Consider the following 17,069-nt stretch of genomic DNA (forward strand, 5'->3'; position numbering starts at 1 on the left):
ATGAGTAACGCAGCCAAAATGGATAATCGCGCAATACTTGCAAAAGCTTTGCAGGAGCTCAAAAAATCCCAAGCAAAAATAAAGACACTGGAGGAACAGCTAAAGTCTCCTCACGCGCCGAAACAAGACCCTATCGCCGTAGTCGGTATGGGCTGCCGGTTTCCCGGTGGGGCAGACACGCCAGAAAAACTCTGGAAACTATTGGCCGAGGGTAAAAACCTCGTTTCGGATGTGCCGTCTGATCGTTGGGATATCGAACAATACTATAATGCCGAGCCAGGGAAAGCAGGGATGATGTATACCCGCAAAGGCTATTTCCTCGACGATGTTCGCCACTTCGACCGCGACTTTTTTAATATACCGCCAGCAGAAGCAAAAGCCATGGATCCACAACATCGCATTATGATGGAGTGTACGTGGGAAGCGTTAGAGCATGCTGGCTATAACCCCATTAGCTTACGAGGCAGTAAAACAGGCGTATTCGTGGGTTCTATGAACGCGGACTACTCTCAATACGGCATTCGTGCACTTAACCAATCCAGTATGTACACCGCCATTACCAACGGAAACGGCATTGGTGCAGGGCGTCTAGCGCATAACTTCGGTTTCCAAGGCCCTGCGATGGCTACCGATACACTCTGCTCTTCGTCCCTTGTCAGCGTACATTTAGCGATACGTAGCTTACAAAACCACGAGTGCGAACTCGCGCTGGCCGGTGGTGTGAACCTCATGTTAACGCCCAGCATGTTTATCGTAACTTGCGCCTCCAATATGCTCGCAGCCGATGGGCTTTGTAAGACGTTTGATAACGCCGCTGACGGTTATGCTCGTGGCGAAGCCTGCGGCATGATAGTACTAAAACGCCTTAGTGATGCAGAACGCGATAACGATAATGTTCTCGCGGTTATCAGCGGTAGCGCCATCAACCAGGATGGCCCTAGTAGCGCACTACCAGTACCTAATGGGTTAGCGCAGGAAGAGGTTATTCGTTCTGCGTTAAAAGATAGCAATATAGAAGCCAGCGCAGTTAGCTATATCGAAGCCCATGGCACAGGCACCTCGTTAGGTGATCCACTAGAGATTGAAACGCTATCACGTGTATTTAAACCTTCAGGGCAAGAAACACAATCGCCCCTGCTAGTTGGTTCGATCAAAACGAATTTCGGGCATACAGAAGGCGCAGCAGGTATCGCCGGCTTACTGAAAGTTATCCTGTCGATGCAAGCCAATACATTACCGCCCCATATAAATGTACAAAAATTAAGTGAACATATTGATTGGGACAATACCGGCGTTAAGGTTTGTACTCAGTCTCAAGATTGGACGCCCGTTGATACACCGCTTTATGCAGGTGTCAGCGCATTTGGTATAGGCGGCACCAATGCTCATATTATTGTTCAATCAGCGTCAGCCACTGACAAGCCAACGGCCCCGGCACCACTGAACAGTAGCGTACTAACCTTATCAGCGAAATCGCAAAAATCCTTAATAGCGCTTACTAAAAAATACGCGCGTTACCTCGATACAACACCCGATACGTACGATCGAATTTGTTATACCAGCAATGTCAGCCGCTCGGCATTCAATCATCGTATAAGTATTTGTGCGCACAACAAAGAAGATTTAGTTGAATCACTTAAAACCTTATCTCTTAGTGAAAAGTGGGCTACCTCACCCGCAAATAAAGACAAAAATTCTTTTATTTTAAATGCTAACCTAAACATTACGCACATTAAACAAGTCGTGAACAGCCTTAAAAACAAACCTGTTTTTAAGGCTGTTGTTGGACGGTATGAACCGATTTTTAGCGCCCATTGCGGTAGGGATTTATGGCCATTACTTGTAGGCGAAGAAGGACTCAATACTGATAAAAAATGCCAGCGCGCGCTTTCCGTTATAGTGGAATTAATATTCGTAGAAACAATGGTTGCGTTTGGATTTACGCCATCTGTAATCACTGGAGTGGGGCTAGGTGAATATAGTGCCGCCTGTTTTGCAGGAGTACTATCGGTTGCAGAGCTGTTAGACATTGTTAGTGCCGTGAACGAGACCTGCTCTCAATACCGGCAAGAAAACAAGGTTAAACTATTGGAGCTGAAGTGTGAGTTACGCTCAGCAAAGTCATTCCTTCGCTCGGTAAGTTTTCCACAAGACGCCATTAGCATCGCTGCACTGAACGCTTCTGACAGCACCTATATCGTAGGCTCCGAAGCAGCTATTAACCTCGCGTGTGAAGCATTAACGGATGGTAGTATCGCGTACAAGATGCTAGGCGCAGCGAGTGTCGACCAGTGCATGCCCCTAATAAAGGATACGGGTTTCTTAGCCGATAAATTAAGTGCAATAACCTTAGGTAAGCCAAAAAATAAAGTTGTTTCGGCTACTACGGGGCAATTGGTACAGGCAGAACTCATTACTCAGGAATACTGGCTACGTCAGTTCAATAAGCCCGTTAAGCTAAAAGCCATTACTGAAACACTGGCTTCACTCAATATCCACACTATTATCCAAACAGGTAATAGCGGCAAAGGTGAGCGTAGTTTAGCGAGCTTTATGACAGCAACAAACAGAAGCCGAGGTAGGGATGGCTTTACGCTGTACTTTTCTCACGAGGCAGAAGAGGCAACGAATCATAATACATTAAACACCTTTATCGCCGCAGCGTGGCAAGCTGGCCTAACCATAGACTGGAAAAACTATCACCAAGGTGTCGAACATCAACCGTGCAGGCTGCCTAGCTATGCTTTTCAAAAAGCCCCCTGTTGGCTTGACTTTGCAGAAGCGGTTTTTGATACCTCACGTGATACGTTAATGCAGGGAAATGAACTGCCTACGGAAAAAACAACGTTTATAGAATCCTCGACTGATATTGGTGAACAGGTTCGCTCTTTAGTCGCAACGGTTAAAGGCCTCGAACTCGAAGATGTATTACCTGAACACAATTTCCAAGAACATCTCGGTTATGATTCCATGACTATCATGGAACTCAAGACGCTATTAGAGAAAAACATCCATTCGGCGAAGAATATCGAACTAAAAGATATGATGATGGTGCAAACGGTAGCCCAGCTCATCGAATTTGTTAAAAAAAATCAATCCGAATCGATCAATAAAAAACAAGAGATCGAAGTAGAAGACTAACGACGAACAAAAACTGAGAATCAAACTGGACAACATTTTATGCAAAGCGTAACCATCATTGGTGTAGGGACTCATCTACCCGGAAAGCCCATCGATAACAAAAAAATTCAAGAAAAGTTTAATGTTAATGCCGAATGGATTGATCTCGTTATTGGAAACGAAACACGTCATTTGGTCATGGATCTAGATACAGGCGAAGTCAACAGCACTCTCGCCGATATATGCGCCCTCGCTAGCGCTCAGGCGCTGGATAAAGCACAAATAGACCCAGAAGAAATTGACTTTGTCGTGATGGGAACCGCAACGCCCGACCACTTAATGCCCGCTACGGTAAATTTTGTCTGTGAAAAACTCGGGATTAACAATGTTCCCACCTACCAGTTGCAATCAGGTTGTGCCGGTGCAATGCAAGCTCTTGATATAGGCACTGTCTTATTGCGGAGTGGGCAATATACAACAGGTCTCATTATTGGTGGTGATGTTTGCGCAAAGTATATTGACTTAAGCCAAGATTTTAGCGGTTTATCATCGTCCGAATTAATTAACTACGCACTTTTTGGCGATGGTGCGGGGGCAGCGGTACTCACCAATGAAGACAGTGAAGGGATGGAAATACTCCATACATTGAATCGCTGTGAAGGCTTGAACCGTGAACCCGGGCAGGAACTTAACTGGTTAGGTTCAGCGGCTATTAAATATGATGACGTACAACCACTGCGTGAAGAGTATAAAGCGATTGAAACGGAAGTGCCGCGTATGGCTCGGGAAACTACCACCGAGCTATTAGCCAAAGCGGGCTGGGACGAAAATAATGTCGACTATTTTATGACCCCTCAGCTAGCGGGATTAATGACAGATAAAATTATTGATTACATGGCGTTACCCCATGAAAAATCCGTTAATTGTGTTGCGGTCAGCGGTAATAACGGTAATGCATTACCTTTTCTACAACTAAAAATGCTGTCCGAAAAACTGCAAAAGGGGCAAACCGCAATTGGCGTAGCCATTGAATCATCTAAGTGGATTAAGGGCGGAATAGTGCTGCAAGGCGTATAGCCAACAAACAACGCCGTAAGGCAGCCTATACGCCGACGTACAATTTCTCTGCCCGTTAACAGGGTGGTTGATTTGGGTTTTTCAATAGCAATACAGTGACCAAAAGATATAAGTGGGGCCGAAATGGGTGAGCGAGATATTATCCGCCAAGTAAAATCGTTAAGACAGAATATTGCAGAAAGTGGTGCAAGCGCTCAGCTCGCCACACTGTTATCTCAACTGCATGACATTCATTCCAAATCTAAGGCGGGCTACCTGCTAAGAAAAGTCACGTTTGAGGAACTCAATCAATCTAAAACGTCGAACATTAAGCCCATTAAAATTGCGGTTATCAGTAATTTCGTCTGTGACGAGATCACTAATTATATTCGTACCGCTTGTTTAACTGATTCCATCTTTGCGGATATTTATTGCGCCGATTTCAATCAATACATGTGGCAACTACTTGACGACGACAGCGAGCTCTACCAATTTTCACCAGATATTACACTGTGCCTGCTAGATGAACATATATTCCTCGATAATATGCCTGCCGATTGGTTGCTGGAAGATTATCTAAACAGTATGGACTCTGTCTTAGAGAACATCACACAAGCGTTTAATCGTTACTTCCACAATAGCGATAAGCTACTGGTTACCAATACCGTTGTGCTAGGACAAGAGCAGCATCAGCTACTTATCGACTACCGTTCAAAAATGACGCTAAGCCAAAAGTTTCGTCAGTTTAATACGGCAATAAATGAAGCCTTTTTTGAGCAAAGCGCCGGCATAGTCATTGATACCGATATTTTACTGCAACAGCAAAACGTAGAGCTTAAGCGCTTGAATTTGTCAGGATTTGCCAAAATGCATTTTAGCGAAGAATTGCTGGATCAGTTTGCCAATGAATGTAAAAAAGTAGCGCAAACGCTTCTTGGTAACACCAAAAAATGTCTTGTCCTCGATTGCGATAACACGCTTTGGGGAGGCGTTGTTGGCGACGATGGTATAGCAGGCATTACGCTGGGAAGCAGTGCAGAAGGCGAACTGTACGCACGTTTCCAAGCAGCAGCGAGACAACTGGGTAAGCAAGGTATAATTTTAGCCCTTAATAGTAAAAATAATCGGGACAATACTGATCAAGTTTTTAGCCAACACCCAGATGCAATACTGAAAACAAAGGATTTTTCTTTCCAATGCGTTAACTGGGACCCCAAACACGAGAATCTAAAAACCATTGCACAACATCTCAATATCAGCTGTGAGCATATAGTTTTTGTGGATGATAGCGATTTTGAATGCGATATGGTTAGAGAGTTATTGCCAGAAGTTGCCGTGGTAAAACTTTCCGGTAATCCAGAAGAACATCTTTTACAGCTCACCTCGCCAGGATTTTTTAATTCCCGGGTGCTAACCGCTGAAGATTACACTCGTAGTGAAAAGTATAGAGCCGAATCAGAACGTAAAGTAGAGAAAAATAAACACACCGACATTAGTGGTTACCTTCACAGCCTAAATATCGCCGTCGATGTTTCGTTTGCTGATGAATTCACGCTACCACGCGTAGCACAAATAACCCAAAGAACAAATCAATTCAATCTCACTACAGAAAGACTAAGCGAGCAAGATGTACAGCGGCTTTATCTCGACGACTATTGCCACATTCTTACCGTTTGTGTAGACGATAAATTTGGTAGTAGCGGAATTGTCGGTTGTGCAATCATAGATGAAAAACCAGATGGAAGCTTTCATATACGTAATTTACTATTGAGTTGTCGGGTGTTTTCTCGTGGAATCGAAACAGCAATAGTTGGGTATATCATTCGCTTCGCACGCGAGAAATTTGCAAGCACGGTATACGGTTATTTTTCTGAAACAACCAAAAACCAAAAATTTTCAGGTTTCTATCGTGAAAATGGTTTTGTCGCCGACGGCCATGTCAACGGCGAAACGGAGCTTAATCGTTACAAGCTGAGCGAGCTGGACTTTCAGTCGCTATTCGCAAAAATCCCTTGGGTCACACTTAAAACACACACGGATAACGCCGTAAGCACAATGGAGCAATAAGCAATGATTGAATTAGATGAAGTTGTCGAATTGATACAAATGATTGTCGATAGTGAAGCAGACATTACCGAAGCGATGGGGGTAGATTCAATTCCAGGTTGGGATTCCGTCAACGCCCTGCGTTTATTTTCTCAGCTTGAAAAAGAAACAGGCCAAAAACTGTCGATGAAACTATTTTTGGAGACACGTACCGTTGCAGATATTGTTAATTTTATTCAGGCGGGCTAGTAGGACATGGTAGATATTAACGATTTCCCGCAGCAACGTCGTCACACGTATTACTTCCTCAAAGATGCAAGTAATACTGCGCCCGTATTGTTAACCACTAAAGTTGATATGAGTGCGATGGAGAAAAGTAGAGCGTCACTCAAAACCGAAGGTGTAAATGTCAGTTACATTGCATTCTTAATTAAAGCGATTTCCGTGGTGATAAAACAATACCCGCAAGCAAATGCCAGCATGCTTGACGGATGGCGACCTAAAATAGCACGTTATGAACGGGTAATTGCAAAGTTTACGCTAGATAAGCATGACGCAGGAGAACGGTTGGTAGCATCTGCCGTAATCGAAGACAGTGACTTACTCGGTGAATACGATATTCAGCGAGAAATTGAGCGGTTTAAAAACGCAGACTACAGCGATGCCGATGAATACAATAATCTACGTAGGCTCAATAGTTTAAAGAAACAGGTAGGGCAATGGTTATATCGAAAACTCATGTCTAACCCGAACAAGCGCCACGCTATACAAGGTTCTTTTACCATTACATCCCTTGGCCACCGGCCCGTGGATGTGTTTTGCCCAATTAGTAGCAACTGCATAGCGTTTGGGGTAGGGGCCATTCAAGATAGCGCAGTCGTTATGGGTGGCGAGATAACTGTACGTCCGATGTTGCCATTAAGTATGGTGTTTGATCATCGCGTTATCGATGGCGCTATGGCCGCCGACATTCTGCATGATATTAAAAACGTCATTGAACAGTATCAATTTCCATTAAAATAATAAAACTTTAGACACAATACGGGGTTGCCTAATATGGAACGTAAAGAGATTAAAACACAAATATGTATCGTTGGTGCAGGCCCGGGCGGGGCATTTTTAGCCTTACTATTAGCGAGGGCCGGTATTAATACAGTGCTACTGGAAAAAGCCGATGATTTTAACCGAGATTTTCGCGGAGAATCCCTTTCTCCAGATGCACGACAATTATTGGAAGACCACGGCCTAGAAGACTTTATTGAACATCATGGTTACTTAGAATCCCGAGCGCTTAATTTATGCGATAACGGTGACAGCCTCATGCGCTTCGAGTTTTCCGATTATAAATTCAAAAACCAGTGTGTTATCGAATTCCCTCAGCCTGCATTGTTGCAAGTACTCACCAATAAAGCAGCCGAATACGACAATTTCACATTTTTGGCAAAGGCCTCGTGCAAATCGTTAATCCAAGATGATAAAGGGGCCGTAAACGGTATTACTGTAAAAAATAGCGATAAGAGCGAAATTATAATACACGCTAACCTCGTGGTTGCCGCTGATGGTCGCTATTCTAAAATGCGTAGTTTGGCCAACCTAGGTGCCGATATTAAAAAGGCCCCGCGCGACGTCTTATGGTTAAAAGTCCCTCGTCCAGCCAATTGGCCTTCAGAAGTTAGTATAAAACTGAAAAAAGATCGTCATCTAATCGTATTGCCAACCTTCCCAGATCATTTACGCCTCGGTGTGAATATTCCTGCCGGTCAGTATAAAAGTTTTCGCAAGCAAGGCATCGAACATCTACACAACTTCATCATCGATCTTGAGCCTCGAATAGAAAAAGAGGTCCGTGAGACGATAACCGACTGGTCGTGCGTAGCCTTGTTGGATATTTTTACCGCGCGCGTACCGCGTTGGTATGTAGATGGCATGGCGTTGTTGGGAGATTCTGCTCATACCATTACTCCCGTTATGGGGCAGGGTATTAAGCATGCTCTGTTTGATGCAAAAAAACTATACGAAGTCATTACCGATCGTTTGGCAGTCGCGCCTGAGGCACTTATTCGTGGAAAATATTTGGAAAGCTACCAAAAGGAACGCCAAGAAGAAACCGACTTTATTCTTGGCATTCAAGAGCGCCAAGAACGCATATTTAGTTTTGCTAGCCCTCTTAAGGTTCTGTTGCGCCGAACCGTATACCGGATTATCAACAACTTGAGCGGGGTAAAGAAGAAAATGGTCGAGCGTGTTTACTTCGCCGGTTATCTTAAGGCTGAAGCAGATCGTAAATCCGTTTCCTAAACAATATTATATTCAGGGGGAATCACTTGTGAGTTATTTAGCAGAACTTCGTGATCTTGTTATGTTGCATGCTCATGCGCAGAATATGGATATTCCACGCTGCAGTAATATTTTGGAGCGCGTGAGAGAGTTACAAAGCGAAAAAGAGGGAAGCTGGGCATATGAATGGATGTCGGAAGCAAGAGGCCTGCTAGGGCAAGGTAATAATTATGATGCATACCAGTACTTTAATTTGGCTCGATTCCCCTACCCATCAACCCCGTTAATGCATGAGGCACACTCAACTTGTGTGGCTACATTTAAAGAGTGGATTAATAACGCGGCGCCCGACGTAGAATGTTGTCATGCGCCATATAGAGGCTGCATTATTCCATTTTATTTATATCCGTGTGACAAAAAAAATGCACCCACACTCCTTGTCATGGGGGGGATTGTGTCCTTAAAGGAGCAGTGGGGCCAATTTTTGCTGGCGGGGAAAAAGCTCGGTATGTCCGTTATTGTGGCCGAGATGCCTGGCGTTGGTGAGAATCCATTACCTTATGATGAGCATAGTTATGGCTATCTAACCGCACTACTCGATGCTGTTTCGGCCAAGGTTAATGTTGATTACGTGCATACAGTAATGATGAGTTTCAGCGGAAACTTGGCGATTGGTCAAGCGCCTTTTGACCAGCGTATACGTGCTATTACCAGTGTCGGTGCCCCTATACAAGCATTTTTTCTTGATCTCGAATGGTGGCAAAGCGTACCTAATACAACCAAGTACACCTTAGCGCATTTATGCCGACAGGAAGTCGATAGTGTATTTAGCTATTTGTCACGATTTGCTATCTCAGAGGAAGAAATAGCAAACTTGGACATTCCATTATATTACGTGCGCAGTAGTCGCGATGAAATCATCCCCTCTGAAGAGGGCAATATTCTTAAACGTAATGCCCGTAATTTTTACCTAAAAGAATTTGACGATGTTCATGGCTCGCCGGACAACATGGCAGAAATGCAAAAATTCGTACCCTGGACAGTATTAAATGAGTCGCGTCAAAAACCTTTTATAAAGCATATTTTAGGGGTTTTGTTGTTGGTAAATAATTTCAAGCGAAAGCTTGGGTTAAAAAAATAGAGCTCGGAACCCCATACGATGGCTACGCAAACCACCCGTAACGACAAACCGTTACCGCAAGAAAAAACGGTAGTACACCACAACATTAAACGATGGTTGCCCCGTTTAGGGGACAAGCCCAATGCTAAAGTTCGGCTTTATTGCTTTTCCCATGCAGGGGGAGGCGCCTCGGTTTATTATCCTTGGAATAGTTACTTTTCCGATGCTGTTGAAGTTTGCCCAGTACAGCTACCCGGTCGCGAAGAACGTTTGGGCGAACCACTCATTGACGACTTCGAAAATTTGATTGGCAGTTTACTGCCCATAATAGCAAGTAGTATTGATCGTCCCTATGCTATCTACGGCCATAGTTTAGGCGCTTGTATTGGCTACGAAATTGCCAAACGTCTATACACGGAATACGCTTTATCCCCGTTATGTTATTTTGGCGGAGCTCATCGCAGCCCCTGTAAACCATACTACTATCCATCTGTTAGAGGCTTGCCAAACGCTGAGCTTACTAAAATGGTCACACGTTTTAACGGCCTGCCTCAGGCATTTCTCGACAGTCAAGAAATGATGGATCTGATGTTACCAGTATTGCGCAGTGATTTATTTCTGTGTGAATCGTATCGGTACGTGCCTAGCCTGCCGTTGCCGTCTGACATTATTGTTTTTTCTGGTCAATTTGACCGTAATGTAACCGCAGATAAACTTTCATCATGGAAAAACCATTCTACAAAAGAGGTGACCTTCATCAGCCTCGATGGAGACCATTTCTTCCTTAAAACCCATAAAAATAACGTTCTAGAGGTTGTTCAATCTACCTGTGAAAGTCTATTAGGTTGTAAATTATAGCTTTTGAAATTAGACAACAACAATCACTATGTGTGACTACTATTTATTTCTTCACACGTTAAATACGCACACGTCGTAATGAAATATAATTTAACCAATTGACATAAAGGAAGATCGATCAAATGCTTCGAGAAGTCAGGACAGACGTTGTTATCAACGCGTCTAAAGAATTCGTTTGGGAAACCTTGACTCGTTTTGAGGACTACCCTTCGTGGAACCCGTTTGCAACGTCAATAGAGGGAAATCTCATTGTAGGTGAAAATCTAGCAGTAACAATAAATGTTCCAAACCAAGGCATTATGAAATTCAGACCTAGAATAATCGATGTGAAGCACAACGTACGTTTCGCATGGCAGGGTAAGGTTCTAGTAAAAGGCGTTTTTGATGGTGAGCATAGTTTCGAGCTAGAATCGATTTCAGATACGCAGTGTCGGTTGGTTCATCGTGAAGTGTTTAGTGGTTTTTTAGTGGCAATGATGTGGAAAAAACTCAGCAACAATACACATGAAGGCTTTAGTCATATGAACCAAGCACTCAAACTGAAGTGTGAAGGTGCAGCGTAAATGAACGAAACAGTAGCGGTTAAGCGTGCTTCGCCAAGTTGGGTTAGGGCGCTAACAAGCGCCCTTGTTATTGGCAGTTTTTGGAGTGCATGGGCGGCGTATATTAATGCCGATCACGGCAGTGCTGCACAGCTGAACGCGGCTTTTGCACAAGGTAGTGTGTCTTTTGTTATTACGTTTTTTATGACAATTCTATTGGAAACTTTATTTTCATTGTGCAGACACCCGTACGCTCGCGTCATTATTCCGATTTTTGGCACCATGGGTATAGTCATTATAGTAACTACTTTTGCCCACGTTATTATGGGTACGCCTGAGATCATTAACACCATGGCCGCCCCCTGCATTGCAGGCACGGTTTATTGTAGCGTCTATGTTTTTAAATTAACCCGCCAGCGAAAAACGACGGAAATACTGTAAATGAAAATGATTATTTGGAGCCTCGAGCACAAAGCGTTCAGTGTAATAGCCTCTCTCATGCTGGTTCTTGCACTTGCTAGCGGCATGAAAGGCCTAAGTTTGACTAATGATTATAATATTTATTTTGGCAAGACGAATCCTCAGTTGATCGAATATGAAGCGCTGCTAAACAGCTATTCAAAAAATGACAATATAATGATAGCCATTGGTGCGAGGGATGGGTCAGTTTTCGATAGAGAAACACTCGCGGTTATAGAGGACATTACGTTAGAAGCATGGCAGACACCGTTTTCCCGTCGAGTAGACTCCTTAACCAATATGCAATATACCTTCGCGGACGAGGACGATTTACTCGTACGTGCACTTGTATTAGACGCTCATTTAATGAGTGCGGCGGAAATCGATAAGGTGAAAAATATTGCGCTAAATGAGCCTTTATTAAAAGGTTCGTTAGTGTCGCTAGATGGTGCTGCCGCGGGTATCAATATCATTTTACAAATGCCGGGTGAAGATCCTATTGGCGAAATCCCCCAAGCGGTTGAGTATGTGCGTGAAAAAGTCAGCGAGTATCGAGAGCGTTATCCAGAACTGGAGTTTCACCTAGTTGGGCAGGCCGTGTTGGCCATGGCTTTTCCCGAAACATCCCGTGCCGACATTAAAGGCTTATACCCTTTAATGTTTATATTGGTGCTAGCGCTGTTATTGGTGTTGTTACGTTCGGTGGCGGTATGTCTATTAACCTTACTTATCATTATTTTATCGTCCGTAGCAGGTATGGGTGTATTTGGCTGGTTTGATATGAAACTGGCCCCAATCGCAACGGCAGTACCGGTGATGATAATGTCTTTAGCCATCGCCAACTGCGTGCACATTACCATTGCGTATTTTAGCCAATTAAGTTTTGGGCAAACGCCTGCTGCAGCAATGCGCAGTAGCTTAGCGCTAAATTTTAAGCCCATACTGCTTGCCAATATAACCACAGCAATTGGCTTTTTAACCCTTAATACCAGCCATTCACCGCCGTTTCAATTATTAGGTAATATGGTTGCACTTGGCGTTATGTGCTCGGCGATGCTTTCACTCTTTTTCTACCCAACATTACTCATGTTTTTTGTGCGTCGTCGCACGCTTATTTCTGACGATGAACAACAACAGCAAACATCTATGCAGCGTCGTTTTTCACTACTCGGCGAATTTATTGTTCAGCGTTACAAGTTTTTTTTGGCGATCACCGTTGTCACCAGCATTACATCGGTGGCATTAATGCTACAGAACGAACTGAATGAAACGACGTTGAATTATTTCGATGAACGAATGGAATTTCGCCAAGATATTGATTGGGTAAATGAAAATCTAACCGGTGTAATGTACGCCCATTTCTCGGTGGGTAGCGGGAGCTCTAATAATATTGTTGACCCAGAATACTTGGCGAACCTAGACGACTTCGCTACGTGGCTACGCAAGCACCCTGATGTTCGCTCTGTGCGCTCCCTAAGTGATATATACAAACGCTTAAATAAAAATATGCACGGTGATAGCAATGAATATTTTCGGGTACCTGACGATCGGTTAGAGGCGTCACAATACCTTTTACTGTATGAACTTTCCTTACCGTTTGGTCTCGACCTTCGCTCTATGATTAATATTGATAAATCGGCTAGTAAGGTATCGGTAAACTTACGTAAAATGTCTTCGCGTGAGATGCTAGCTTTCGAAAGTGAGACGCTTTTATGGATGCACGAAAATCTACCAGAGCCTATGTGGGCGAGGGCGTCTAGTACAAATGTTGTTTTTGCCCATATCAGCAAACGCAACGTAAACAGCTTGATCGGTGGTATTGGCGTAGGCATTTTGCTTATATCGCTTATTATTATGTTTGTCTTACGTTCCGTAAAATTCGGTTTTGTGAGCTTAGTGGCAAATGCTTTACCGTTCTTTATCGCTTTTGGATTGTGGTCATTATTTGTGGGTAACATCGGCCTTGGTGTGGCTGTTGTTGTCGGTATGGCCCTTGGTGTAGTAGTGGATGATACTGTTCACTTCTTAATGAAATACCAAGCAAATCTAAAGCATGGAATGTCTAATCATGATGCGCTAGTGGATGTTTTTCGTCGTGTTGGTATAGCGCTAACGATCACTACTGTTTGTCTCGTAGCCGGTTTTATGGTGCTTTCCCAGTCCTATTTATCGCTCAATAAAAACATGGGTATGATGACGGCCCTAACGATTGCAATAGCCCTCATTATTGATTTTATTTTTCTTCCAGCCTTACTCAAAGTGCTTGGGCCTAAAAAGGCCCAAGCACTTTGATACGGAACAGGGATTGCATGTTGTATAGCATAAAACACTGGGGTGCCTTTCAAGCATTCACCGCCTCCCTTATTTTGGGTACAGGCACGATACTCGCAACTAATATTGCAACGGCTGATTCTGACTGGAGCAGTGTAGAAGTTTCGTCCGAACTTAGCGTCTTCAAGAATGAGGGGGTTCTAGGTCAGGAAACACGTAATTTATCCTTTAGTGTGACACCCGAGTACTTTAAAGAGTGGAATGACGCGCGTGATAGCATAACCTTAATTCCTTTTTTTCGCTTAGATGAAAACGACAGTGAGCGTAGCCATGTTGATTTAAGAGAATTTAAATGGGTACATCAGTTCGAGACGTGGGATCTCACAGCGGGTTTTGATATCGTCTACTGGGGCATTACAGAATCACAACAATTGGTGAACATCATCAATCAAACCGATTTTGTCGAAGATATAGATGCACAAAGCAAATTAGGGCAACCTTTAGTCTCTGCGAATTACGGTAGCGAATGGGGCTCTTTCGAAAGCTATATTCTTTTGGGTTTTCGGGAGCGTACATTAGCGGGTATAGAAGGGCGTTATGCGTTCCCCATTGAAATCGATCACGACCATACACTCTACGCATCGGAAAAAAAATCTCAACACATTGACGTTGCTTTTCGATGGAGCCAAATGTTTGGCGGTGGTGATATAGGGGTCTCATTTTTTCAGGGTACCGAGCGTATGCCGCAGTTCGTCATAGATAATGGCGTAGCGCCAGATGATTTGCGATTACGCCCTTATTACGATTTGATGCGGCAGGTGAGCATTGACTTCCAGTATATTTCAGGTAGTTATTTATGGAAGTTTGAAGCGCTCAATAAAAATCCCGACAATAGTGTTGCCTATAGCGCAGGAACAACAGGTGTTGAATACACACAGGTAGGGCTGTTCGATACTCGCGCAGATATTGGCTGGATAGCAGAGTACCTCTATGATAATCGCGGCGAGCAAGCGCCAGCCGAAGTTTTCGAAAATGATCTTTTTCTCGGTGCACGCTGGGTACCGAACGATACGGTTTCAACAGCGTTACTCCTCAGCGTAATACACGATATTAAAGGCAAAGAAAAAGTATTCACCTTAGAGTTCAGCCGTCGATTTTCGGCGTCTTGGACGCTCGATATTATGGCAAGGGCATTTAGTGGCGGTACTGCACTTGATAGTGAATCGCCCGATTTTATAATGCGATTATTGCAGCCCGAGCCAAACGAAAAACTCGCTTACTTACTTGAAGAAGATTCAGTGCGGATCACCTTAAGCAAATACTTCTAACACAGCAACGGCCCTGTATAGAGTGGTCAACGAATAATAAGATGGAAGGTTGTAACCTATGAAAATATTGAATAAAAACAAGTCTAAAAAGCTATCACTTTTGATAGTTCACCTATGCTGTGTATTGTTATTTGGCGTAAGCGCCAGTTTTGCTCAAAGCCCCGAGGAAAAAGGAAAAGAGGTGGCAGCCGAGGTCGACAGACGAGATTCAGGCTTTGTCGATCTGGTAACTGAAATGACAATGACCTTAAAAGATAAAGGGGGGCGCGAAAGCGCACGAGATTTACGTATTAAAACGATTGAACTAGAGGCTGGTGATAAAACCATTACGGTATTTGATACACCAAAGGATCAAAAGGGTGTTGCTCTGTTAACTCACAGCTACAAAGACAAAGATGACGACCAATGGTTGTATCTACCCGTAATTCGACGCGTTAAACGTATCGTAGCGCAAAATCGCTCTGGCCCATTTGTGGGCAGTGAATTTGCCTACGAAGATATAAACACCCCACAAATTGAACGTTTTACCTACCTGTATATAGGCGAAGAAATGTGTGGTGAGGTTACGTGCATAAAATATGAGCGTTATCCCATAGACCGTTTCTCGGGGTACACGAAGAATGTTATCTGGGTGCACAAAGACGAAATGCGCTATGCACAAATTGATTACTATGACCGTAAAAAGAGCCTTCTAAAAACGCTTAAATTTCATGATTACAAACGTTACATTAATAAGCTATGGCGACCCGATTTTATAGAAATGCACAATCATCAAACTGGCGCCAGCACTCGGTTAGATTTTTATAAGCGGGTTTTTGGGCAAGGGCTTAACGAAGCAGACTTTATGTCGAATCAACTTAAACGAATCAAGTAGCGTAACCAAGCAAGTATTGGTGTGCTGTATACGCGCGCACGGCCTTAAAGGGGCTAAAACGTGCAGAGAAAGGCTTTATTAGGGTGTTTTCGCCCCTTTTAAGGTCGTGCGCTCTACTTCCGATAATAACAATTATCGGAAGTAGAGCGTGCTTACCCGCCGCGTCTATCGCCTTATTTTACCAATAAGCCCCGCTCCGCTTCCCCCCTTAAATCGTTCTTTTGTGAATAACGCCAAGCTGATACGGGAACGTTTAGCTGGGAATATAAATACAGGCTTTTTGCGCTGTACTCATCACGTATTATTAGGGGTACATCAAAACATCTTTAACATGCTTCAAATTGTTCGTTACCCATGTTTTTGACACGGCTCCCCAGTCATTAATTTGGTAATGCCCGTTTTTTGTGCCACCTATAAATTCGACGTTAATGCCCAGCTCCTTAAGAGCCGCTAAAGTATCCTGGGCCGTGCGCTTGGGCATGCCGGTCATGTCTATAATAGCTGGAACTGTATTGATGCCGCTATCGATCAAATAGGCCAAATAGATCCGACGATAAAAGCTTGTTTTGGTCTTACTGGGTTTATTTGTCTGCATACGTGCTTAATACCAATAACGATTGAAAGGTGTAAATGGTCATTGTCGCCAAAATTTCGGGGCAACGCTATACCTACTCGCGATCACTTACACCTGTAACTAAAGGCTTTCTCCTCTTGATTGTAACTATTGCGGCTCGCCGTCATTGTAGCCTGCACTTCCTATGTTAATCGGGAGGCCAGCCATTCCTTAATGGGCTGAGTTAAGGTGCTTCATCGTCCAGTCTGGCTGAACTTTCCTCTTTAACTTGCCGGCAGTAACATTGAAGGATTCTGGCCTTTATTTAATGGCGCTTAGCTCGCCTGCTCTATTAGTACTTAGTTGAAATCGTCTCTTACCATAACGACCTCTAACTGTTATTTCGTGCTGCATTAAAAATCATGTATATACCTATTACTTTAGTTGCGACGCAGGGAAACGTGAAACGACCCCATGAAACAAGATTGCAAGGATTATTTATACCTACCCCTAAAAACTGGTATTGTTATCCAACAATCAGCACGACACGCGAGCTTATGGCTTG

14 protein-coding genes are annotated in these 17,069 nt (G+C 43.7%); 13 read left to right on the forward strand and 1 reads right to left on the reverse strand.

From position 1 onward, the window contains the following. From H5647_RS14115 to H5647_RS14175, 13 genes are all read left to right on the forward strand, one after another. A complete protein-coding gene (locus H5647_RS14115) occupies positions 1-3,141 on the forward strand; it encodes a type I polyketide synthase (RefSeq protein ID WP_045859444.1) in 3,141 nt (1,046 codons plus the stop codon). Between the two features lie 39 nt (positions 3,142-3,180). Next, positions 3,181-4,197: a 3-oxoacyl-ACP synthase III family protein gene (locus H5647_RS14120; protein WP_045859446.1), complete on the forward strand. Its 1,017-nt coding sequence runs from the start codon at positions 3,181-3,183 to the stop codon at positions 4,195-4,197. A gap of 123 nt (positions 4,198-4,320) precedes the next feature. Continuing rightward, positions 4,321-6,243: an HAD-IIIC family phosphatase gene (locus H5647_RS14125; RefSeq protein ID WP_045859449.1), complete on the forward strand. Its 1,923-nt coding sequence runs from the start codon at positions 4,321-4,323 to the stop codon at positions 6,241-6,243. A 3-nt stretch (positions 6,244-6,246) separates the two neighbouring features. Then, a complete protein-coding gene (locus tag H5647_RS14130) occupies positions 6,247-6,471 on the forward strand; it encodes an acyl carrier protein (protein ID WP_045859452.1) in 225 nt (74 codons plus the stop codon). Positions 6,472-6,477: 6 nt separating this feature from the next. Beyond that, the gene (locus tag H5647_RS14135) at positions 6,478-7,245 is read left to right on the forward strand and encodes a 2-oxo acid dehydrogenase subunit E2 (RefSeq protein ID WP_045859454.1); all 768 of its coding nucleotides are present in this window, start codon (positions 6,478-6,480) and stop codon (positions 7,243-7,245) included. A 33-nt stretch (positions 7,246-7,278) separates the two neighbouring features. Then, a complete protein-coding gene (locus H5647_RS14140) occupies positions 7,279-8,520 on the forward strand; it encodes an FAD-dependent monooxygenase (protein ID WP_045859456.1) in 1,242 nt (413 codons plus the stop codon). A 28-nt stretch (positions 8,521-8,548) separates the two neighbouring features. Beyond that, positions 8,549-9,640, forward strand: a complete 1,092-nt coding sequence (locus H5647_RS14145; protein WP_045859458.1) for an alpha/beta fold hydrolase — start codon at positions 8,549-8,551, stop codon at positions 9,638-9,640. Positions 9,641-9,658: 18 nt separating this feature from the next. Beyond that, positions 9,659-10,477 (forward strand): thioesterase II family protein, encoded by an 819-nt coding sequence (locus H5647_RS14150; RefSeq protein ID WP_052692082.1) that lies wholly within the window; start codon positions 9,659-9,661, stop codon positions 10,475-10,477. A 122-nt stretch (positions 10,478-10,599) separates the two neighbouring features. Beyond that, positions 10,600-11,040, forward strand: coding sequence for an SRPBCC domain-containing protein (locus H5647_RS14155; RefSeq protein ID WP_045859460.1), 441 nt, complete (start codon positions 10,600-10,602; stop codon positions 11,038-11,040). Further along, the gene (locus H5647_RS14160) at positions 11,041-11,460 is read left to right on the forward strand and encodes a hypothetical protein (RefSeq protein ID WP_045859462.1); all 420 of its coding nucleotides are present in this window, start codon (positions 11,041-11,043) and stop codon (positions 11,458-11,460) included. After that, positions 11,461-13,770 carry an efflux RND transporter permease subunit gene (locus H5647_RS14165; RefSeq protein WP_045859464.1) on the forward strand — a complete coding sequence of 770 codons (2,310 nt, stop codon included), beginning with the start codon at positions 11,461-11,463 and terminating at the stop codon, positions 13,768-13,770. A 17-nt stretch (positions 13,771-13,787) separates the two neighbouring features. Further along, complete coding sequence (locus H5647_RS14170) at positions 13,788-15,077, forward strand: hypothetical protein (RefSeq protein WP_045859466.1); 1,290 nt, start codon at positions 13,788-13,790, stop codon at positions 15,075-15,077. Positions 15,078-15,135: 58 nt separating this feature from the next. Then, positions 15,136-15,951, forward strand: a complete 816-nt coding sequence (locus H5647_RS14175) for an outer membrane lipoprotein-sorting protein (protein WP_045859468.1) — start codon at positions 15,136-15,138, stop codon at positions 15,949-15,951. Between the two features lie 304 nt (positions 15,952-16,255). Here the strand turns inward: H5647_RS14175 and H5647_RS14180 are convergent, their stop codons facing one another. Then, on the reverse strand, positions 16,256-16,546 hold the full coding sequence (locus H5647_RS14180; protein ID WP_045859470.1) for a winged helix-turn-helix domain-containing protein: 291 nt from the start codon (positions 16,544-16,546) through the stop codon (positions 16,256-16,258). Positions 16,547-17,069: the final 523 nt, after the last annotated feature.

The organism is Teredinibacter purpureus (assembly GCF_014217335.1).
Lineage (GTDB): Bacteria > Pseudomonadota > Gammaproteobacteria > Pseudomonadales > Cellvibrionaceae > Teredinibacter > Teredinibacter purpureus.